Source organism: Novosphingobium sp. ST904, assembly GCF_001298105.1.
GTDB lineage: Bacteria > Pseudomonadota > Alphaproteobacteria > Sphingomonadales > Sphingomonadaceae > Novosphingobium.
The window spans coordinates 49,308-70,082 of record NZ_LGJH01000154.1; the positions used below are offsets into that span (position 1 = coordinate 49,308).

Annotated in this window: 17 protein-coding genes; 9 read left to right on the forward strand and 8 right to left on the reverse strand. The window is 65.5% G+C overall.

Features of this window, described 5'->3' with window-relative positions:
* Positions 1-33: 33 nt before the first annotated feature.
* From ADT71_RS18165 to ADT71_RS18175, 3 genes are all read right to left on the reverse strand, one after another.
* Positions 34-1,254 (reverse strand): alpha/beta hydrolase-fold protein, encoded by a 1,221-nt coding sequence (locus tag ADT71_RS18165; protein ID WP_054439034.1) that lies wholly within the window; start codon positions 1,252-1,254, stop codon positions 34-36.
* A gap of 143 nt (positions 1,255-1,397) precedes the next feature.
* Complete coding sequence (locus ADT71_RS18170; RefSeq protein ID WP_054439036.1) at positions 1,398-1,949, reverse strand: cupin domain-containing protein; 552 nt, start codon at positions 1,947-1,949, stop codon at positions 1,398-1,400.
* Positions 1,950-1,964: 15 nt separating this feature from the next.
* Positions 1,965-3,152 (reverse strand): LLM class flavin-dependent oxidoreductase, encoded by a 1,188-nt coding sequence (locus tag ADT71_RS18175; RefSeq protein ID WP_054439037.1) that lies wholly within the window; start codon positions 3,150-3,152, stop codon positions 1,965-1,967.
* Positions 3,153-3,314: 162 nt separating this feature from the next.
* Here ADT71_RS18175 and ADT71_RS18180 point away from each other — a divergent pair, with 162 nt between their 5' ends.
* The 5 genes from ADT71_RS18180 (at position 3,315) to ADT71_RS18200 (ending at position 9,821) form a co-directional block, all read left to right on the forward strand.
* The gene (locus ADT71_RS18180) at positions 3,315-4,280 is read left to right on the forward strand and encodes a LysR family transcriptional regulator (RefSeq protein ID WP_054439038.1); all 966 of its coding nucleotides are present in this window, start codon (positions 3,315-3,317) and stop codon (positions 4,278-4,280) included.
* A 154-nt stretch (positions 4,281-4,434) separates the two neighbouring features.
* A complete protein-coding gene (locus ADT71_RS18185) occupies positions 4,435-5,301 on the forward strand; it encodes a phytanoyl-CoA dioxygenase family protein (RefSeq protein WP_054439039.1) in 867 nt (288 codons plus the stop codon).
* Positions 5,298-5,879, forward strand: a complete 582-nt coding sequence (locus tag ADT71_RS18190) for a hypothetical protein (protein ID WP_054439040.1) — start codon at positions 5,298-5,300, stop codon at positions 5,877-5,879. The genes ADT71_RS18185 and ADT71_RS18190 overlap by 4 nt, the downstream gene beginning before the upstream one ends.
* Positions 5,880-5,911: 32 nt before the next feature.
* Positions 5,912-7,288, forward strand: coding sequence for an MFS transporter (locus ADT71_RS18195; protein ID WP_054439042.1), 1,377 nt, complete (start codon positions 5,912-5,914; stop codon positions 7,286-7,288).
* A gap of 178 nt (positions 7,289-7,466) precedes the next feature.
* Positions 7,467-9,821 (forward strand): TonB-dependent receptor, encoded by a 2,355-nt coding sequence (locus ADT71_RS18200; protein WP_082370434.1) that lies wholly within the window; start codon positions 7,467-7,469, stop codon positions 9,819-9,821.
* A gap of 73 nt (positions 9,822-9,894) precedes the next feature.
* Here the strand turns inward: ADT71_RS18200 and ADT71_RS18205 are convergent, their stop codons facing one another.
* The 4 genes from ADT71_RS18205 to ADT71_RS34055 all read right to left on the reverse strand — a co-directional run bounded on the left by ADT71_RS18205 (position 9,895) and on the right by ADT71_RS34055 (position 13,886).
* Positions 9,895-11,379 carry an NAD(P)/FAD-dependent oxidoreductase gene (locus tag ADT71_RS18205; protein ID WP_054439045.1) on the reverse strand — a complete coding sequence of 495 codons (1,485 nt, stop codon included), beginning with the start codon at positions 11,377-11,379 and terminating at the stop codon, positions 9,895-9,897.
* An 80-nt stretch (positions 11,380-11,459) separates the two neighbouring features.
* The gene (locus ADT71_RS34045) at positions 11,460-11,609 is read right to left on the reverse strand and encodes a hypothetical protein (RefSeq protein ID WP_231636015.1); all 150 of its coding nucleotides are present in this window, start codon (positions 11,607-11,609) and stop codon (positions 11,460-11,462) included.
* Positions 11,563-12,570: a TonB-dependent receptor gene (locus ADT71_RS34050; protein WP_231636016.1), complete on the reverse strand. Its 1,008-nt coding sequence runs from the start codon at positions 12,568-12,570 to the stop codon at positions 11,563-11,565. The genes ADT71_RS34045 and ADT71_RS34050 overlap by 47 nt, the downstream gene beginning before the upstream one ends.
* Positions 12,453-13,886 carry a TonB-dependent siderophore receptor gene (locus ADT71_RS34055; protein WP_054439046.1) on the reverse strand — a complete coding sequence of 478 codons (1,434 nt, stop codon included), beginning with the start codon at positions 13,884-13,886 and terminating at the stop codon, positions 12,453-12,455. Before ADT71_RS34055 ends, ADT71_RS34050 begins: the two co-directional genes overlap by 118 nt.
* A gap of 638 nt (positions 13,887-14,524) precedes the next feature.
* Between ADT71_RS34055 and ADT71_RS34060 the strand changes: the two genes are divergently transcribed.
* The 4 genes from ADT71_RS34060 (at position 14,525) to ADT71_RS18225 (ending at position 19,455) form a co-directional block, all read left to right on the forward strand.
* Positions 14,525-14,788, forward strand: coding sequence for a hypothetical protein (locus ADT71_RS34060; RefSeq protein WP_231636017.1), 264 nt, complete (start codon positions 14,525-14,527; stop codon positions 14,786-14,788).
* Positions 14,785-16,662 (forward strand): TonB-dependent receptor, encoded by a 1,878-nt coding sequence (locus ADT71_RS18215; protein ID WP_304437746.1) that lies wholly within the window; start codon positions 14,785-14,787, stop codon positions 16,660-16,662. Before ADT71_RS34060 ends, ADT71_RS18215 begins: the two co-directional genes overlap by 4 nt.
* A gap of 80 nt (positions 16,663-16,742) precedes the next feature.
* Positions 16,743-17,504 (forward strand): SDR family NAD(P)-dependent oxidoreductase, encoded by a 762-nt coding sequence (locus ADT71_RS18220; RefSeq protein WP_054439047.1) that lies wholly within the window; start codon positions 16,743-16,745, stop codon positions 17,502-17,504.
* 142 nt (positions 17,505-17,646) lie between these two features.
* The gene (locus ADT71_RS18225; protein WP_197283080.1) at positions 17,647-19,455 is read left to right on the forward strand and encodes a diguanylate cyclase; all 1,809 of its coding nucleotides are present in this window, start codon (positions 17,647-17,649) and stop codon (positions 19,453-19,455) included.
* On the opposite strand, the gene pncB is transcribed toward ADT71_RS18225, so the two are convergent.
* On the reverse strand, positions 19,386-20,774 hold the full coding sequence (gene pncB / locus ADT71_RS18230) for a nicotinate phosphoribosyltransferase (RefSeq protein WP_082370436.1): 1,389 nt from the start codon (positions 20,772-20,774) through the stop codon (positions 19,386-19,388). The two genes, ADT71_RS18225 and pncB, sit on opposite strands and share 70 nt — an antisense overlap.
* Between the last annotated feature and the right edge of the window lies 1 nt (position 20,775).

The window sequence follows — 20,775 nt, forward strand, 5'->3', positions numbered from 1 at the left end:
CCGGGCGCGCAAAAGGCGCGCCCGGGCCTGCCTTCAGCGGAACAGGCGCGGCGCGAAATCGGCGAGATAGCGCCGCCAGTTCACCCATTCGTGGCCGCCGCCGGTTTCGTGATAGACGTGCGCGATGTGGTAGCGATCGAACAGCGCGCGCGTGGGCGCGACCGTCTCGTGAAGGAAATCCTCCCTGCCCATCGCGAAGTAGACGAGCTTCAGTTCCTTCGCGCTGCGCTTCAGTTCGGCATCGTATTTCGCGGCATACGTCTCCACGCCGTTGAAGGCGTTGCCCTTGCTCAGCCCCATCGAGAATATGCCGATCCAGCGGAACTGGTCCGGGTGCGTTAGCCCGTTTCGCAGGGTATGCGATCCGCCCATAGACAGCCCCGCCATGGCCCGTGCCTCTGGCCGGGCGTCGCTGCGGTAAGCGGCATCGACATAGGGGATCAGGTCGCCGATCAGGTCGGCGCCGAAATCGGGGTTGTCGAGCGTCATCACCCCTTCGCGCAGCGGGGTGTGGCCGTCCGGCATGACGACGATCATCGGCACGACTTTTCCGGCGGCGATCAGGTTGTCCAGGATGGCATTGGCCCGGCCCACGCTGGTCCAGCTGTCGTCACTGTCTCCCGCGCCGTGCACGAGATAGAGCACCGGATACTTGCGGCCGTCCTTCATATAGCCGGGCGGCGTATAGACATGGGCGCGGCGGGCGATGCCGAGCGATTTCGACCAGTATTCGATCGTCGATACCGCGCCATGCGCGACTTGCGGGTTCCACGTCTGGAAATCGCCTTCGGGGCCGCGCACCTCGAATGTCGAATTGATGCCCTTGAGCTCCTCGGAGAAAGTCTTGCCGAGCGGATCCACGGTCTTCACCCCGTCCACGCGGAAGGCGAAGCGGTAAGTGTCCGCCGGCACCGGGCGGGCGGTGGTGACGGTCCAGAGACCGGTCGCGTCCTTCGCCATGGCAAGGCCCTGCGGCGTACCGGCGGGGAAGCCCATGGGAATGACCGTGGCGATATCGGTGCTGGTCAGCAGCACTTCCGATGCGTTCGGCGCGCAGAGGCGGAAGGTCACGCGCCGGTCGGGAAGCTGCTCCACCGACTTGTAGGGCGCGGGGCCGGAATAGAACGGGGGCATCACGCAAGTGGAGGGATCGAGCTTGGGCGACTGCATCTGCGCCGTCGCCGGCAGCGCCGCCGCGATGGCGGATACGGCCGCCAGCAGCGCGGCGGAGGAGACTATCTTGCGGCGAACCATGCAAAAAACCTTTCGCGAACGCAGCGAGCGCTGCTGCCGCGAAAGGTCGCTTCTGCCGGTGCCGGAACGAACGGCGCCATCGCGTCTATCCGACTGGCGGACCCACCCGCTCCGCACACCCCGCCATCACCGTGGGTGGCGGTTCACTTGCGCGCTTCGCCCTGCTTTCCCAGCCGCGCCGCCACGCACTGGTCGGCGGGCATGCCATCGGGGCAGCTCTCGGCCTTGGGCACGAGCGCGCTGTCCTTCGGCAATCGGACGGTGAGGATGCGCACGGGCTCGGTGCCGATCATGCGCGAGGTATGGCCACGCCCGGTCACGTCGTCCGCCAGAACGATGTCGCCCTTGGAAAGGATGTGCTTAGAACCGTCACCCAGCCCCACTTCGAGCTGGCCTGACAGGACGATCAGGAAACGCGGGGTGGAAACGCCGTGGAAATCGATGAAACCGCCGGGCAGCGTATCGCCGATCTCGACATCGGTGGCGCGCAGGCGCGACTGCACCGAACGCCCGTCGCCCCCGCCGGTCAGCGGCAGGTCGATGATCTCGAGATGGGATTCGCCGTCCTCCCCGCCGTACATGTGCATCATGCGCATGGCCTTGCCGGTGGGAGAAAGCGGGGTGACGGGCGCCGGATCGGCCAGCGCGGGCGCCGCAAGCGCCAGCACGGCGGCGAACGGAACGAGCAGTTTCATGCGCCTTGTTCTCCTTCAGGCACTGACGCGGGAACCGGCGGCGGCGAGGTCGGCGCCGGACTTCTCGTCATGGCGGGCGGCCAGTTCGCGCAGGCGCGGGATCAGTTCGCGCCCGTGGACCGCGATATCGCCCAGCAGGTCGAATCCGCGCAGCAAGAAGCCGCCGATGCCCATGGCATAATAGTCCATCAAGGCATCCGCCACCTGCTCGGCCGTGCCCACCAGCGCGGGCGGCAGCATCGGCGTCGAGAAATCGATCGAGGCGCGGGTGATCCCGGTCCAGAGGCGCTTGTCGATCAGTTCGCTGCCACCGGCGAGCGCCTCCAGTTCCTCACGCCCCGAACCGCCGCGCGTCGTGGCCAGCCTGGGGTCGAGCCGCATGGCGGTGCCGGTCGCCTCGCCCTTTCCGGCATCGGCTTCGGAGATTTTCGCCTGCTGCATCGCTGCAGTGTCGCGAAGCTGCTCGATCACCGCGCGCGCGGCCTGCCATGCCTGTTCCTCGGTCTCGCCAAGGATGACCCGCGCCGATGTCTGGAGGCGCAGGGGACGGCCGGTTGCCGCCCAGGCCGCCTTGACCTGCGCCGCCGCATCTTCCATCTGCGCCAGCGGCTTGAGACCGCCGATCGCGTAGACATCCGCCACTTGCGCGCCCACTTCCAGCGCCAGCGGAGAAGCTCCGCCCCAGTAGACCGGGATGGCGCCGCCCTCCGGCCGGATTTCCGCCAGTGCCCGGTCGAACCGGTACCAGTCGCCCGCATGGCTCACCGGCTCGCGCGCGGCCCAGACCCGGCGCATGATCTCCACATATTCGCCGCTGCGCCGGTAGCGTTCGTCCTTGGTGTGGTAATCCCCGTCGCAGGCCAGTTCCAGATCGTTGGCGCCGGTGATGACATGGACCCCGGCACGCCCGCCGCTCAGCCGGTCAAGCGTGGCGAACATGCGCGCGGCCATGGTCGGCGCGATGAAGCCGGGCCGATGCGCCACCATGAAGGATAGCCGCCGGGTGATCGCGGCCGCGTAACTGGCGATGGCGAAAGGGTCCGGCGCGTAGGAGTTCTGGAGGATCAGCACGCGGTCGAAGCCGTTCTCGTCGAAAGCGCGGGCCAGCGTGCCGATCGTCTCCACATCGAAGCTCGGCCCGCCCGGCGGCGACACTTCCGAGGCATTGCGGTGGAGCAGGACTCCCAGGATTTCAAGCGACATGACGGCCCTCCCCAAGGCCGGGCCACGATGCGTGCCGGCTTCAAATCTGACCCCGAAAAACTGGCAGGTGACCGAGAGGCGAATAATCCAAGAAATCTATTACCCTGCGAGAGAAGCTTGATCGAACCTCCCCGGGCAACGCAACCAGGAGGCCCCCCGCCGATGAACATCGTCAAGCTCGAACGCATGATCGCCGTCTACGAGGCAGGCAGTTTCCGCAAGGCAGCGCGCCGTTTCGGCATGTCGCAGCCCGCGCTCACCTGGAGCATCCGGCAATTGGAGGAAAGCCTCGGCCTCTCGCTGTTCGTGCGCGGCCCCTCCGGCATCCGCCCGACGGAAGCCTGCGAGACGCTGATCGTGCGCGCGCGCCTGATCGTCAGCGAACATGCCCGCCTGCTCGCCGAAGTGGAGCGCAAGAACCGCCAGCAGGTGATCGTGATCGGCGTCCACCCGGTGCTGCTCAACAGCCAGTTCGCCCACACCATCGCCGCTTTTCGCGAACGCGAGCCCGCCGTTACCCTGCGCGTGGTGGAAGCCTATAGCGCCGACCTCATCGCCCGCCTGCAACGCGGCGAACTGGACCTGGCCTTCTCCGCCGCCCCGCCCGAGGACGAGGACGCCGACGAAATCGCCTTCGAGCCGCTGCTGCGCCAGTATTACTCGATCTTCGCCCGCCCCGATCACGCGATCTTCGAACAGATCGAAAGCGGCGGCCCGATCACCGAACATGCCTGGGCGCAGGCAGACGCCCCCAATGTCGGCGCGCGGCAGGTGACCGCCAGCAGTGGCGATCGCAGCAATACCAACATGGTGCTGGAACTGCTCGCACGCTTCGGGATGACCGAGAACATGGTGGCGATCCGCTCCGCCTCGATGCACCTGATCCGCCGGATGGTCATGGACGGCGGCCTGCTGGGCATGGTGCCGGAAAGCCAGTTCGCCACCGAACTGCAGGGCGGCACCGTGCGCCAGGTGCCCGGCTCCAACATCGAGGGGCCGCCGCTCGGCCTGTTGTGGATCGACGGCTGCTACGAGACGCTGGCGGTGCGGCGGCTGAAGTCGCTGCTGCGCACGATGCAGGTTCCCGACCATCCCAAGGCGCTGCCCACCCCGAAGATCGCGGCATGATGGCCGCTGCTGCCCGGGTGATAGAGGCGCTCTATCACAGGTCAAAATTAGTTCTCCGTTCCGCCTCGCCAAGCCCAAGCAACATGCCGCCACTGGCTGCGCTGGGTTCCAGTCGCTCACCGTGGCCCCTTTTTTCCTCACAGCGAGTCCGGCGATGAACAAGCATCCCCTCAACCCCGTCACGCCCGAGCACATCGAGACCTATCGCCGCGACGGCGTGGTCTGCCTGCGCCAGATGTTCGACGCGGAATGGATCGAGCGTCTCCAGCAGGCCGCGCTCGAAGTATCCGCCGATCCCGCCGCACACGGCCTTACCGGCCCCTCGCACGGCGCCATGGTCTCGGTTTCGCACCTCTGGCACAAGCCGGGCATATTCCGCGACTTCGCCTTCAACTCGCCCGCCGGCGAGATCGTGGGCCGCGTGATCGAGGCGGACAACGTGCAGATGTTCCACGATCACCTGTTCCGCAAGCCGCCGCAATCGCCCGCGATCATGCAGTGGCATGCCGATCACCTCTGGCCCTTCACCGGCACCATGATCCCCAACCTGTGGGTCGCGCTGTCGCCGGTGAACGAGGAAAACGGCCGGATCGAATTCGTCGCGGGCTATCACCGCTTCTGCATCGACACCGGCTCGCGCTTCGGCCCCGCCGGAGACGGCACCTTCCGCTTCCCCGACTTCGAAGCCGAGCGCGACAATCCGGATTTCCCGTTCCGCTTCGTCACCTGGGATCTCCAGCCGGGTGACGCCGTGCTGTTCCATGTCGATATCCCGCACTATTCCAAGGGCAACGATTCCGACACGCTCGCCCGCACCGGCCTTGCCATGCGGATGATCGGCGACGACTGCTACTGGTGCCCGCGCGAAGGGCTGATGCCGGTCCACGGCATGGACCTGATGAGCCAGCCCGACGGCGTTCACCCCGAACCCGGCGAACTGCTACCGCTGATCTGGCACCGCCCCGACGACGAACCGCGCGCCTTCGCCCCGCGCCCCGCGCAAGCGGCGCGGGCAGCATGACCTTCGATCCCGGCAAGCGGGAATTCCTTGGCGGCGCGGCGCGTCTCGCGATGCTGGGAATTTCCGGCCCGGCGGTGGCGGGCAGCGCTCCCGGCATCCGGGTAGAGCCGGTCCAGGGCCCGAACCTGCCGATGGAATTTCCCGGCAGCGGCGGCACGGTTCCCTGGCTGAAGCGGGTCTTTCACCTCTATTCCGGACCAGACGGGCTGACCCGGGCCGAACAACTCGAAGTGGTCGAGCCGCGCGGCCAGGCCATCGCCACGCTGCTGCGCCGCACCGCCGCGCGCGTCACCCTGGGCGGATCGCAGCCCGGCGCCGGTTTCGGCTTCCACGTCGCCAGCCAGCCGACCCTGCTGATCCCGATCTTCGGGTCGATGATGATCGGCCTTCATGACGGCACCGAATACGAACTGCGCCACGGCGACCTCGCCTATGCCGAGGACTGCACCGGCAAGGGCCACATCTCGAAAGCCGGGCCGGAAGGCTCGTTCATGGTCGCGGTGCAGCTTCCCGGCGAAGGCTGCCCCCTGTCCGGCAGTTCCGACATGACGAAGGTCTGGTCCGACCAAGCCCGCTGAGCCCATAGCCCCCCTCGCTGCAAGGAACACGCGTGAAGAAGACTGCATATCTCGGCTGGGCGATCGGCTCCTTCACGTCCTCGGCGCTGGTCAGCGCCGTGGGCCTGCTGCACTTGCGGTTCATGACGGATTCGCTCGGCCTTGCCATCGGGCTGGCCGGAATGCTGACCGTCCTTGCCAAGATATACGATGCCGCCTGCGACCCGCTGATGGGCCACATCGGCGACCGCACGCACACCCGTTTCGGCAAGTACCGCCCCTATCTGCTGGGCGGCGGGCTGATGGCCGGGCTTTCCATGGTCATGCTGTTCAACGTGCCTGCGGCGCTTTTGGGCACCGGCCTCTGGGTCTGGGTGGGGATGACGCTGCTGTTCTTCTCCACCGCCTATACCTTGTTCCGCATTCCCTATCTGGCGCTGGGGCGGGCGATCACGTCGAACTTTCAGGAACGCTCCAAGCTGATGACCTTCAGCGTCTACGGCTCCTCACTCGGCAACATGGCCGCGACCGCCGCCGCGCCGTTCCTGCTTTCGCGCATCGGCAGCGACCGTGCCGGGCACGGCATGGTGGCGATCGTGCTGGGCGTGCTCATCGCCCTTGGCGGGGCGGCTTCCTTCGCACTGCTGCGCGAAGGCGAAGCGGCGGAAAGCGCGCCATCCGGCGATGGCTCCCTGCGCGAGGCGGTGGGTGCCCTGCGCCGCAACCGGCCGTTCCTCTGCCTGATCGGCTTCAAGCTCGTGCTGTTCTCGGGCCTTACCGTCCACATGGCGGCGATCCCCTTCTACACGCGCCACGTGCTGGGCGTGGCCGACAGCACGCTGGGCTCGATCTTCCTCGTGCAGACGCTGGCGATGATGGGCTCGCAGTACTTCTGGGTAAGGCTTGCCGCGCGCCACGGCCGCCGCAACGCGCTGCTGGGCGCCAGTGCGCTCTGCGCGCTCGCCTATTTCAGCTGGCTCTTCGTTCCCGCCGCCCGGCCCGAACCCTTCGTCCATCTCTGCGCGCTGGTTTCCGGCATCGCCACCGGCGGCATCTTCCTCGGTCTCTACACCGTGCTGACCGACACGATGGACTATTCGCGCCAGGTACAGGGAGACAGCCGCGCCGGGATGCTCGCAGGCGTCTTCGTCATGGTGGAGAAGGGCACGGCCGCCTTCGGAACCTTCGTGTTCAGCATGACCATGGCCTGGGTCGGGTTCGTGTCCTCCACCGGCAACGGCGCGGATGCGCAGCCTCCCAGCGTGCGGCTCGGGATCATCGTGGCGCTCTCCGTCGTGCCCTCGCTCGCCGCGGTGGCCGCGGGCCTCATCATGCTGCGCTACCGGCTTCCGGGCCAGGCCGCGCCAGAACACGCTGCGCAGGCTTCTGAAACAGCCGAAGGAAATGCCCTGAACGCCACTGCCGCCTGACCGGAAAAAGCCAGTTCCAACCCCCTGCAGGGCGGGCGCTTCCAGCGTCTCGCCCCGCAGCCATCTTCGCGATATTTTCTTTATCCGTCCATCGGATAGGGGAAATACTTCAGAAAAATACTCACCCGACTGCGACAGCATGTCCCCTCAAGAACAAATAACATGAGGGAAAGCGTCCATGACCGGTAAGTTGAAAAGAACAGCATTGACGACCAGCCTGATCGCCACCGCCGCCATGCTGGCGACGGCCCCGGCGCAGGCCCAGCAGGCCGGCGACGCGGAAGGCGGCAATACCATCGTCGTCACCGCCAAGAACCGCAAGGAAAGCCTTCAGGACGTGCCGCTGGCGATCACCGCGCTGAGCGACCAGGATCTCGCCGGTGCCCAGATCCGCGACGCGCGAGACCTCCAGAAGATCACGCCGAACCTCAGCCTTTTCGCCGGCTCGGGCCGCAACGATCCCTCGGCCTACTCGCTGCGCGGCCTGGCCCCCAATACTTCGGACGAACGCTACCAGGGCATCTCGATCTTCATCGACGGCGTGGCCCTGTCCGGGCAGCTCGCCTCGCTCGATCTGGAGAACCTCCAGCGCGTGGAGATCATCAAGGGCCCGCAAAGCGCCACCTTCGGCCGCGCCACCTACAGCGGCGCGATCAACTACGTCACCGCCGATCCCTCGGGCGATGCCGTGACCGGCTTCGTCAAGGCGCGCGGCAGCCTCACCAACAAGGCGCCGGACGCCAGCTACTACTTCGGCGGAACCATTACCGCGCCAATCGTGAAGGATGCGCTGTGGTTCTCGGTTTCCGGCTCGCTGATGCAGAACGGCGCCTTCGCGAAGTCGGTTGACGATGGCACCGCGATCGGGCGCGAACGCACGCAGGTCGTCTCGGGCACGCTGTTCTTCAAGCCGGACGAAAGCTTCTCGATCAAGCTGCGCGGCATGTACCAGCACGACCGCGATTCCCCGCCCGCACAAGTGGTTCAGCACCCGCGCGAATGGCTGGCAGCCGGCGTCGCGGTGGCGCCTTTCGCGCGCGGCAACGGCGCGTTCTTCCCCGCCTACCTGCCGGACGGCGACCTCGACACCATCGGCACGCAGGGCGCCACCGGCTACGGACGCGACCGCTACTTCGCCAGCGCCGTCGTCACCAAGACCTTCGGCGATTATGAACTGAGCTACCGCGGCGGCTATTTCCGGGAATCGCGCTGGGCCAATGTCGCCACCGTTCCCCGCGCGGTGCAGCGCGGAAAGGACCCGGTGTTCGGCGACCTGATAACCGATGGCACGGTAACGGTGCGCAGTTCGGTGCTGGGCACCTTCCCCTCGACAGAGACTTTCGAGAACACCAGCCACCAGCTCATGCTGCTATCCCCCGGAAGCAAACCGTTCCGCTGGCGGGCGGGGCTCTATTATTTCTGGGAGAACGATCTCTCCGCCTTCTCCGGCTACGGCACCACCGCCAATCCCAAGGGCGTGACGCGCAACGACCACCTCACCAACATGGCGGTGCTGGGCGGGTTCGACTGGGACGTCACCGACGCGCTGACGCTGAGCGGCGAAGGGCGCTACGCCCGCGAGAAGGTGTCCTCCCCCGCCTGCCCCACTTGCGTGTTCTACCCGACCTCTGTCGATTACAACAACGTCTCTGAGGACTTCAGCCCGCGTATCACCCTGAGCTACAAGGTGACGGGTGAGAGCATGATCTATGCACTGTTTTCCAAGGGCGTGAAAAGCGCACGGTACAGCTTCGTGAATGTCGGCGGAAACTATGTCGGGCTCGCCGCGGACCCGGAGAAGCTGTTCAACTACGAGATCGGCAGCAAGAACACCTTCTTCGGCGGCCGCCTGACCCTCAACCTCGCCGCGTTCTATGACGAAGTGAAGGACCAGCAGCTCGTCTCCACGCAGGAGCGCACGGTCAACGGCAACATCGTCAACATCGCCACGGTGGGCAACGTCGGCGCCTCGAAAATCCTTGGTTTCGAAGGCGAGGCGAACCTCCGGATAACCCCGCGCCTGACGCTGCGCGGCTCGGTCGGCTATGCCCACCAGGAGTTCACGACCAAGACCCCGCTCATCATCAGCACCAGCTCGACTTACGGGTTCCCCGCCAGCGCGGACAATTCGATCGTGCTCGACGGGCTCACCCAGGCCAATGTGCCGGACTGGAACGGCTTCATCGGCGGCGAATACAAGTTGCCGGAAATGGGCGGTTTTTCGCCCAGCTTCCGTCTGGACGGCGCCTATCGCGGCAGCTGGTACGCCAATCTCGCCAACACCGTGAAGGGCCGCTCGGCCTGGACCGTGGACGCGCGGATCAACTTCGCCAGCGATGCCATCGACTTCTCGCTCTTCGGCCGCAACATCCTCAACAACCAGCGCCCGACCGGCTCAGGCCTCGCCGGCGCCACCGCGACCTGCATCTTCGTGGAACGCGACACCGCCACCTATGGCTCCAACCAGCAGTGCCTCTACGCCTCGGTCCCCCGTCCGGCCGAATGGGGCATGGAAGCCACCCTGCGCTTCTGATCCCGCTGGCAAGCAAAAGGCCCGGCAGGCACTCCGCCTGCCGGGCCTTTTGCTGTTTCGTTACCCGCAAAAATCAGGCCCGCGCACCGATCTCCACGGCAACGCGTTCACCGCTTTCCATCGCCGATTCCATACCGAAATCGAGCCGCCGCGTATGCTCGCCCGCAAAGTGCATGACCTGCCAGGGATCGGTCATCGTCCGGGCAAAGCCGTTGACCTGGCCCGGTGCCAGGCTGAACCCGCAGCCGAGCTGGTTGGGATCGCGCATCCAGTCCTTGTAGGTGGCCAGCCGCAGAAGTCCTTTCGCAGCGGGGCGGAGGCGGACGATCTCGTTCTGGATGAAGGCTTCCGCCTCGGCATGTTCCATTTTCGCGATGGCCTGCGCGACAAGGCCGACCATGACCACCATCGCCCGGTGCCGGCCCTCGCCGGTATGATTGTCGATCGCCCAGAACATCCCGATCGGACCATCGGTGGAGAACGAGGGCGGCAGTCCGTCTTCCTTCCAGAACGGCTTCTCGGCCGTCAGATACATGCGGGCGGTGTTGGCATAGGGCATCGCCGAAATCGCCTGCCTTTGCAGGGGATTGTCCCTGCCCGCGACGATTTCGACACGGCGCAGCACCGAGAAGGGAACGGCGGAAATCACGAACCTTGCCGAAACCGCGCTGCCGTCCGCACAAGTCACGGTGGCGCCGCTGTCCGTCATCTCGATCCGCGCCACCTTGCGTCCGAGGCGGATGGCGTCACCCAGCTTCGCCGCCATGGCCAGCGGCAGCTGCTGGCAGCCGCCGACGATGTTGTTGGTGGAGGCGAGGCCGTCGATCATGTTGTGGTCGTTGGCCTCGCCGAAAGGATGGTCCCGCGCGTGCTGGACCGGCGACTGGCCCGTCCGGCGATCGACGCCTCCGCGCGTCTCCTCCTGCCACATGCGCAGCATCGAGGTTTCGTCGATGCCGATACCGGGCGCCGAGAACGCCGCGAGTTCGATCGCCGCCTCGCTGTAGCCGTTGCGCTTCATCAGTTCGCGCAGGGAGGTGTCGTACCCGGAAAAGCGCGGGTCCAGCCAGTCGTCCACTTCCTTGAGCGGGTTGAATTTCGCGGTGACGGCCTGCCCCATCAGGATCGGGTTGATCTTGCGTTCATCGCCGACGGTGCGGTTGAGCGGGTTCGATTCCCACGTCTTCGGGTCGATCCAGGTGTCCTTGATATGACCGCCGAACGAAAGCAGGTCGCGGTCTTCCGAAACGAGCTTGAGCCCGTAGCGCTGGCAGGCGTCCAGCACGCGGGCATAGCTGCGGCCGATCTGGCTGGCGCCGACGTCGATGGGGCCGTCCACGGTCTGAACGGTCTGCACGCGCCCGCCAACCCGGTCGGACGCTTCGAGGATGAGCACGCGCATCCCGAGATCGCGCAGGAGCTCGGCCGAATGCAGGCCGGAAAGGCCCGCGCCGATGATGACGACATCGGCCTTCTCCGCGGCGAAGGCCATGCGCGGCAGCGCGAAGGTGGCGGCGCCAAGCGCGCCCGCGCCCAGAATCTTGCGTCGAGTGAACATGAGAACTGTCTCCAGTCTGAAAGGGAAGTTTGGAACGCCGTTCCCGGACGGGCCAGCCATCCGGGAACGGCCGCCTGTCATCAGAAGCCCAGCTTAAGCTGCACGCCTGCGGTGCGCAGGTCGGGCAGGCCGACGAGCACGGCGTTGTAGCGCGCCAGCGAATAGCCGGGCGCAATCGCCCAGTTATCGTCGATGCTGGTATAGGCCTTGTTGTTGAAGACGTTGTTCACGAACAGCTCTATCGAGGCCTTCCCGCGCGAAAGGCCGGTGCGCAGGTTCACCAGGTGGCGGTCCTGCGTCTTGATGAGGTTCGCCTGGTCGGACCAGACGCCCGACTTGAAGCTGTAATCCGCCCGCGCGAACCAGCCGGCATCGTCGATCCCGCGCAAAGTCCTCGCCGAGTTGCACGCCCAGGTTCGCAGACCACTTGGAAGTACGCGCCATTTCCTTGCCGCTGAAGTCGGTGATCCCGGAATAGGCGGTTACGGAAGGATTGACGAAGCTGTTGATGTCCGTGCCCGTATAGGCGCCCGCCGCATCGATGGTGACGAGATCGCCCAGCCGCAGGTGCGTTTCCGCCTCAAGCCCGTAGAGATCGGTGGAGCCGGAGTTGGCAACGCCGGTGAACAGGGTGCCGTCATCCAGCAGGAACGAATAGGACGTGATCTGCTTGCGCCACTTCGCGTAATATCCGGCCGCCGTATACGTCAGCCGGCCGTTCAGCGCCTTGCCCTTTACCCCCAGTTCGTAGTTGGTCAGCTTCTCCGGCTGCACCGTAAGCGGTACGCCCTGCTGCGCCGCCAGTTCCCGATCGCCCGAATCCGTCGTCGAGGCCAGCAGGAAGGCGTTGAACTGCGACGGGTTCACCCCGCGCGAATAGGAAGCGTAGACCATAAGGTCCGGGTCGATCTGGAAGTTGGCGATCACGCGCGGCGTGAAGTTGCGGAACTTGTCCGAAGCCAGCTTGCTACCCGCCGCATAAGTGCCCGCCGGGACATAGATGGAATCGGCGATGGTCAGGTTGCTGTTGGCGTAAGTGGCGATCCGGTCGATCTGGTAGCGGCCTTCCGCGCTTACCGAGAAGCGATCGGTGATGTCGTAAGTGAGGCCCGCGAAGATGCCCAGGGTCTTGCTCTCGTTGCGCCCGGTGGTGCCGGGGCGGCCGCCGTAGATCGGCGTGCCGCTGCCCACCCGGTTCCACGCTTCGAGATAGCTGGCCCCGGCCACGCCGTGGACGCGCCGAAATCGTAGTTCACCCGGCCCTCCGCCGAGTAATCGTGCATCTCCCGCTCGATCAGGTAGGGGAAGTCGTAATAGGCGGTGTTCCAGTAACTCGTGCCGGTGAAGGCCGAACTGTCGAACCCGTCTAGGTCGACCAGGGTGCTCCATTTCTCCTCGTTGTGCCCGGCCAGCAGCGAGAGCGAGAAATTGTCATCGATCTCGTAGTCGGCGGTAAGGTGCGCGTGGATGGAATTGCGCAGCAGACCATAGTGATCGACCGTCTCGTCGCTTGAAAGCAGGCGGCCGGCAGGATTGTCGAGCCAGTTCTTGAGCTGGCTGGTAAAGCTGGTGTTGGCGCTCACCCGATTGACGAGGCCCGGCGCGGTGCCGCAGATGACGGCATAGCCGCCCGGCGTCGTGCAATTGCTCTGGCTGCTCTGGATCACGGTGCCGCCCGGCGTCTTGATATCCGTGGCCACGAGCCGCGTCTGCGCCGAGGGGCCGTCCTCGTCACGCGTCCACATGCCGAACGCCTTGACGGTGAGCCGGTCGCTCGGCTTGGCGACGAGCAGGAGGCTGGCGCTGCGCGTCGATTCATCGCCCAGCGTGCCGCCGTCATAGCTGTTCTTCCACGATCCGCCCTTGTCGAACGCATCGCCGGTAATCCGGAACGTCAGCATGTCGCCGATGATAGGGCCTTCGACCGAGCCGCGCAGGCGCCAGTTGTCACGCGTGCCGATCATGCCCGTCAGTTGGCCGTGCCACTCGCCGCCCGGCTCCTTGTTCACGAAGTTGATCGCACCGGCAAAAGTATTGCGGCCGAAATAGGCGCTCTGCGGCCCCTTGAGGATCTCGATCCGCTCGGGATCGCTGATCGAGGTGAACGGCGAAGGCGAGGCGACCGGAACCCCGTCGATGAACATCGAGGTCGTCGTCGCATTGGTCGTCACCGGCGTGAAACCGCGCAGCGAGATCTGCTGGAAGGAACGGTCGGCATGGCCGGAAGAGCTGTTGTTGATGTTGATGCCCGGCGTCGAACTCGCCAGCGACTGCATCGAGACGATGCCCTTGGCCTCCAGCGTTTCCGAAGTCATCGCGGTCACCGTGACCGGCGTCTTCAGCAGGCTCTCCTCCCGTTTGCGGGCGGTGACGACGATATCGCCCGGCGCCATTTCAGTCGCCTGCGCCGGTGCGGACTGTCCCTGTGCGAAAGCCGGAGCGGCCCAGCATGCGAGCGCCGTTGAAAGTGCGGTGGTGAAACGTAGAATGTGACTGTTTCTGATCATGGTAGCCCCTCGATGTTGTCCGGACCGCGCGCTTTCACGGCGCGTACCCGGAGAAGTTCCCTGTCGAACATCGACATGCGGGAAGGGCTGACCCGAACAGGTCAGAAGTTTCGTTCCAGACGAGCTTCCATCGAAAAATGAACAGAACCGCTGGGAGGCACCCCTCCTTGGCATGTCCCAGTCTTTAAAGGTCGGAATACTTGCGCATCCGGTTGCGGGGTGAACCGCGTCGCAAGCTGCTTCGTCATGACGATCGAGCGCTTGTCCATGCCCATGAGATTTACTTTCCCGCCGCCGGATCGGCGCTGAATCTGGGCCCTGTTCGCCTGTCGGATGAGGGAGCGGAAAAAATCTGTCCCGCCATGAACCCGTGCGCGGATCGTCATGGACCTTGGCGATCAATCGCGACATTCAGGTTCCGCACCGCTTCATGTCCGACCATCGGTGATCCGCGTGGATCACGATCGCCGCAGGGCGCGCCTGCTGCATCTCCGCCCCGTCGGGACGTGCAGGAAGACATGGCAGGCAGGGGAAACCCCCGCCCGCAGCCCGGGAAGACAGGTGCCGCACCAAGCCGACGCAGAGCGGTCCGGTGACGAAAAAAAGCAAGGTTCAGGTTCAAAATCGGAGTTTTTCAAATGAAGAAGTCTGTCATGCGGGTGCTGCTGGTCGCAACGGCACTCACCGCGCTTCCTGCCGTCGCCATGGCCCAGGAAACACCGCAAGCAGGGTCGGAACAGGACGCCCCGCAACAGGGCTTCGGAGACATCGTGGTCAGCGCCCAGCGCATCGACCAGCGGCTCCAGGACGTTCCGGTCTCGGTAACCGCCATCACCGCCGAGGAGATCGAGACCCGCCAGGTGCTCTCCCCCACCGATATCGCCGCCTCGCCCCCAACGTGAACCTGAGTTCGGTGACCGGCGGCAGCGCCGGCCTCACCGCCTATATCCGCGGCGGCGGCGTGACGGACGGCGGCTACATCATGTCGGAGCCGGAAGTCGCGCTTTACGTGAACGACGTCTACAACGCCCGCATGCAGGCCGCCCTGCTGGACTTTGCCGAGATCGAGCGGATCGAGGTGCTGCGCGGCCCGCAAGGCGTGCTCTACGGCCGTAACGCGGCGGCGGGTGCGATCAACATCATCACCAAGCAGCCTGCCGACACGCTGACCGGCAACGTGCAGGTCGGCTACGGCACGTGGAACGAACGCCGCGTGAAGGGCTACCTTTCGGTTCCGCTCAGCAAGGACGGCAAGTGGGCCTTCTCGCTCAACGGCATCGTCCGCGCGCGAGACGGCGGCCGCCAGTACAATGCCACGCTGGACCGGAAGGTCGGCAAGGAAGACTTCCAGGGCGGCCAGTTCGATCTCGCCTACAAGGGCGACGCCGTTAAGGGGCGGCTCAACCTGTTCTATGTCCATCTCAACAGCGACGGCCAGTGGGCCAGCAACACCGTCACTGGCGACGACGGCAGGATCGTGCCGCTCTCCGGCTCCTACCGCACCGTGCTCTCGCCCTTCCCGTCCTATACCACCGTCACGCAGAAGGGCGGATCGCTGCGCCTTTCCGCCGATTATCCGGGCGGCACCATTACTTCGATCACCGCCTATTCGCGCCTGAAGGACCGCTGGGGCGAAGACTTCTCCGGCGGCGTCTACCCCTCGATGATCGAAAGCACCGGCGATACGCCGATCTCGCTGTTCGAACGCGAAAGCCGCTCGAAGTCATGGCAGGCCAGCCAGGAGACCCAGTTCGCCGGGTCGCTGGCGGACGATTTGGTGAACTATGTCGTCGGGCTCTACTACTTCCACGAGCAGGGCGATCAGGACATGAACTCCACGATCTTCTTCGCCCCCTCTACCACCCGGTTCCATGCCGAGACGAATGCCTGGGCGGGCTACGGCCAGTTCACCTTCAACGTGACCGACAAGCTCGCACTCGTGGCGGGCGGCCGGTACACGCTGGAAGACAAGAGCCTGGACGCCACGCTGGCCGGCACGCCCGCGATCAGCCGGGACCACTACGAGAAGTTCACGCCCAAGCTCGGCGTCAACTTCAAGCCCTCGCGCGACATGCTGCTCTATGCATCCTACACGGTCGGCTTCAAGTCAGGCGGCTACAACGGCCTCGCCTCCACCGCCGCGCAACTGGCCACCGCCTATCGCCCGGAGACCACGAAAGCCTGGGAGGCAGGCGTGAAGGCCGATATCGGCCGGACCGTTCGCGGCTCCATTGCCGGCTTCGTCAACAAGATCACGGACCGCCAGGAAACCGTGAACCTCAATGACGGCGGCTTCCTTGTCGAGAACTACAACGTGAGGATTTCCGGCATCGAGGCAGAGCTGGCCTGGCGCCCGCTCACCGGGCTCCAGATCTGGGGCAACGGCTCGATCAACCGGGGCAAATACCTCTCCACCGACTCCGCCGTCGGTTCGCTGATCGGCAAGAACCCGCCCTCGTTGCCCAAGTACCAGGGCACCATCGGCGTGGACTACTCGCTGCCGGTGGGTCCGGGCACGGCCAAGCTCGGCGCCGACGCCGCCTTCCGCGACCAGTACTTCTCGACGCCGGACAATCTGGAGGTCGGCCACGTCAAGGCGACCCAGCTGTTCAACGCCTATGCCGGATACGACGTGGGCCCATGGAACTTCCAGATCGCCGGCAAGAACCTGTTCAACCAGACCTACTGGACGACCGGCTTCGGCTTTTCGGTGATCAACCCGCGCATCATGGCCAATCCGCGCACGATGCTGGGCACGGTGAAGTACAGCTTCTAGCAACGTCCCGGCGGGCTCCCCTCGGCCGGGAGCCCGCCTCCCGCGATCGGCGGCCGCAGGCGTCATGGAGTGCAAAGGAAATGAACAGCGCGCGGTTTTCCGGCCTCAACGTCGTCGTCACCGGGGGACGCGGCGGCATCGGCGCTGCCATCGTCTCGGCCTTTGCCGCCGAAGGAGCCCGCGTGGTGAGCGCGGATCTCGCCTGCGAGGATGAGGATGGCGGCACCGGCAAGGCCCTTGTCCTCGAACGCCGCCTGGACGTCACCAGCGAAGCGTCCTGGTCCGGCCTGCTCGATTTCGTGGATACCCACCTCGGCGGACTGGATGTCCTGGTGAACAACGCCGGGTTCTATCTGCCCGACATCGCTTTCGAGGACATGCCGCTGGACCTGTGGCAGCGCCATTTCGCCATCAATTCCGACGGCACTTTCCTCGGCTGCAAACATGCGATCCGGCATATGAAGGGGCGTGGCGGCGGCTCCGTGGTCAACCTGGGGTCGGGCATGTCGATCACCGCCAACCCGAACGGCGCGGCCTACTGCGCCTCCAAGGCCGCTGCGCTCATGACCACCAGGGCGGCGGCGCGGGCGGCAGGCCGCCACGGTATCAGGGTCAACGCCGTGCTGCCCGGCGCCGTCCCCACCCCGATGCTCATGGGCAACATGCACGGCGGCGAGACCGAGAGCGAATTCCTCGCCCGCATGGAGAGTTTCAGCCCGCTCGGCCTGCTTGCCACCCCCGAGGATATCGCCCGCGCCGTGCTGTTCCTCGCAGATCCCGCCAACCGCGCCATTTCCGGCATCCACGTCCCGGTGGACGGCGGGAACATCCCCGGCGCCTGACTTAAGCAAACCTACGCTAACCTGCCACAACCTCATCAAGACAATCGATTTCTGTTGCATCGTCGCCCCGATTGACCAAAGGCGAAACATTGCGGATCTACGGAGTTTCCCCTTGGTCGGATCATTGTCCAATCGCATCGTGATGCTGTGCAGCATCCTGTGCCTGATGTTGGCCGTCCTGGCGGGGCTCCTGCTCGACGGTTCTTCGCAGATGCACGGCAGCCTCACGTGGGTGACGCATTCCTCGCAGGTTCTCAAGACCGCTAATCGTGCTCTCAGCCATCTCCAGCAGGCCGAATCTGGCCAGCGCGGGTTCGTGCTCACGCATAATCCCGAATTCGGCCAGACCGTCGCCACGGAAATCGCGGCCTCCAAGCGGGACGCGGCGGCGCTTGTCACCCTCACCTCCGACAACCCGTCGCAGAACGAACGCGCCCGCCAGATCCGCTCGCTGATCGAGGAACGCTCAGCAAACCTGGAAAAGTCCGCCGAACTTACCCGCAACGGCGATTTCGCCGCCGCGCAGGCCCTGGCCGCCACCGGGCGCGGGCGCTACATCATGCTGCTGGTGGACGCCCGCGTCGGCGACCTGCTCAGCGAGGAGCGCGCCCTTTCGATCTCGCGGATGGGCGCGGTGGAGCACAGGCTCAACTACATCCGCTGGCTGGTGCTCATCGGCACGCCGCTTGCCATCGTCATCATCGCCCTGATGGGCACCGCACTGATCCGCCGCATCCGCCGCCCGGTCGACGCCATGATGACCGTGATGGGCCAACTTGGCGCGGGCGATCGCAGTGCCCGCATCGACGCGACCATGGATTCGAGCGAATTCGAACGCCTCGCCAGCGGCTACAACGCCATGGCCGAGGAGCTTGAGGCCGCCGTCGCCGATCAGGTGGACAGCGAGGAAAGGCTGCGCGTCGCCAATCTCGAACTGAGCGGAAACGCCGATGTCCTGCGCGAACGCGGCGAGGTCATCGAACTGCTGGGCGGCATGGCGCACCGGATGCAGGCTGCCCGCACGGACGAGGAACTGGCCTCGATCATCCGCGTCTTCGTGCCGCGCGTCCTGCCCGAAATCCCCGGCGCGCTCTATGCCCACAACAATTCGCGCAACCTGCTCGTGCCGATCGCGGCGTGGGCGGGGCTCGAAGTCGAGACCGCCGGGTTCGCACCGGACCAGTGCTGGGCGCTGCGGCGCGGCCAGAGCCATTTCGTGGTCGAACCCGGCTCCGATATCGTCTGCGCCCATGTCGGGGCCGAAACCGACCACTATCACTGCGAGCCGCTGCTGGCCGGCGGCGAAGTCATCGGCGTGCTTTATCTCAAGGGCGTGGTCGGGGCCGAGAACCGCTTCCGCCTGACCGTGCTGACCGAGAACATCGCCTCTGCCCTCGTCAACCACAGGCTGCAGCGCGGCCTGCGCGAACAAACGATCCGCGACCCGCTCACCAGCCTGTTCAACCGCCGCTACATGGAAGAGACGCTGGCGCTGGAAATCGCCCGCGCCTCGCGCACCGGCAGCCCGCTCAGCCTCGTCATGTGCGATGTCGACCACTTCAAGCGCTTCAACGACGAATTCGGCCACGAGGCAGGCGATGCCGTGCTCCAGGCCGTTGCGGCCGAGATGCGCAGCCGTTTCCGCGACGGCGACGTGGTCTGCCGCTTCGGCGGCGAGGAATTCACGATCATCGCGCCCGGCACTTCGGCCGCCGTGCTGGCGGGCCGCGTGGAAATCGTGCGTCAGGCGATCAGCGAACTGATGGTCAACCAGGGCGGCCGCACGCTCGGCTCCACCACCATGTCCTTCGGCATCGCCACCTGGGAAGAGAACATGGAGCGTGACGGCTCCACCCTGATCAAGTCCGCCGACGCCGCGCTCTATCGCGCCAAGCGCGACGGGCGAAACCGGGTCGTGCTGGATGCCCGGGCGGAAGCACTGGCGGCCTGATCCTGTCCCGAACGCAGGGTTGCGGCGCTAGACGCTGACCTTTGCCGCAACCGCCCGCCGTCGCCGAATACGCGCAGGTAACGTTCGATCTCGGCGGGCCTGCCGGTCGCCTTGGCCGGATTGTCCGACAGCTTCACGGCGGGCCGCCCATTGGCCGAAACCACCTTGCAGACCAGCGAGATCGGATCGAGCCCATCGGTTTCGAAAGGCGCGCAGCCCCGGAAGTCATTCGTGAGGTTGGTACCCCAGCCGAAGCTCATCCGCACCCGGCCGTGGAAATGGCGATAGGTCGCCTCGATGCTGTCGATATCCATGCCGTCGGAAAAGATCAGCAGCTTGGTCCGGGGATCCCGGCCCTTTTCACGCCACCAGCGGATGATCTGCTCACCGCCCTCGATCGGCGGCGCGCTGTCAGGGCGGAAGCCGGTCCAATCGGCCACCCAGTCAGGCGCGCGTTCGAGGAACGACGTCGTACCGAAGGCATCCGGCAGCGCTACCAGCAGGTTGCCGGCATAATGATCGCTCCAGTCCTTGAGCACGCGATAGGGGGCCTGCCGCAGCTCCTCGTCGCCGTCTGCCAGCGCGGCCAGCACCATCGGCAATTCGTGCGCATTGGTGCCGATCGCCTCAAGGTCCGCATCCATCGCCAGCAGGACGTTGGATGACCCGATGAAGCGCTTGCCCAGCCCTTCCTTCAACGCTTCGACGCACCAGCGCTGCCAGAGGAAGCCGTGCCGCCGCCGCGTGCCGAAATCCGAAAGCACGAGGTCGGGAAGCTGGGCGAGCCGCTCGACCTTCTCCTTGGCGCGCGCATAGAGCACGTCGAGCTCAAAGCGGCCGCGATCCTTCATCGCCGTGCGCGAACGCAGCTCGTTCACGATGGCGAGCGCGGGAATTTCCCACATCATGGTATGCGTCCACGGTCCTTCGAACCGCAGTTCGTACTGGCCGTCCATTTTGCGAAGCTCATACTCCGGCAAGCGGAAATCGGCGAGCCAGGCGATGAAATCCGGGCTGAACATCTGCGCCTTGCCGTAGAAGCTGTTGCCCGCCAGCCAGATCAGCTCCTTCTTGCCGAACCGCAGCGAACGCGCATGGTCGAGCTGGGCGCGCAGTTCGGCCTCGTCGATCACATCGGCCAGACGGACCGACTTCGTGCGATTGATGAGCTCGAACGTCGCCTGCACATCCGGGTAGAGATGCCGGACCATCTGAAGCATCAGCAGCTTGTAGAAGTCCGTATCCAGCAGGCTGCGCACGATCGGGTCGAGGCGCCAGTTGTGATTGTATGTACGCGTTGCGATATCGGTGTAGACCATG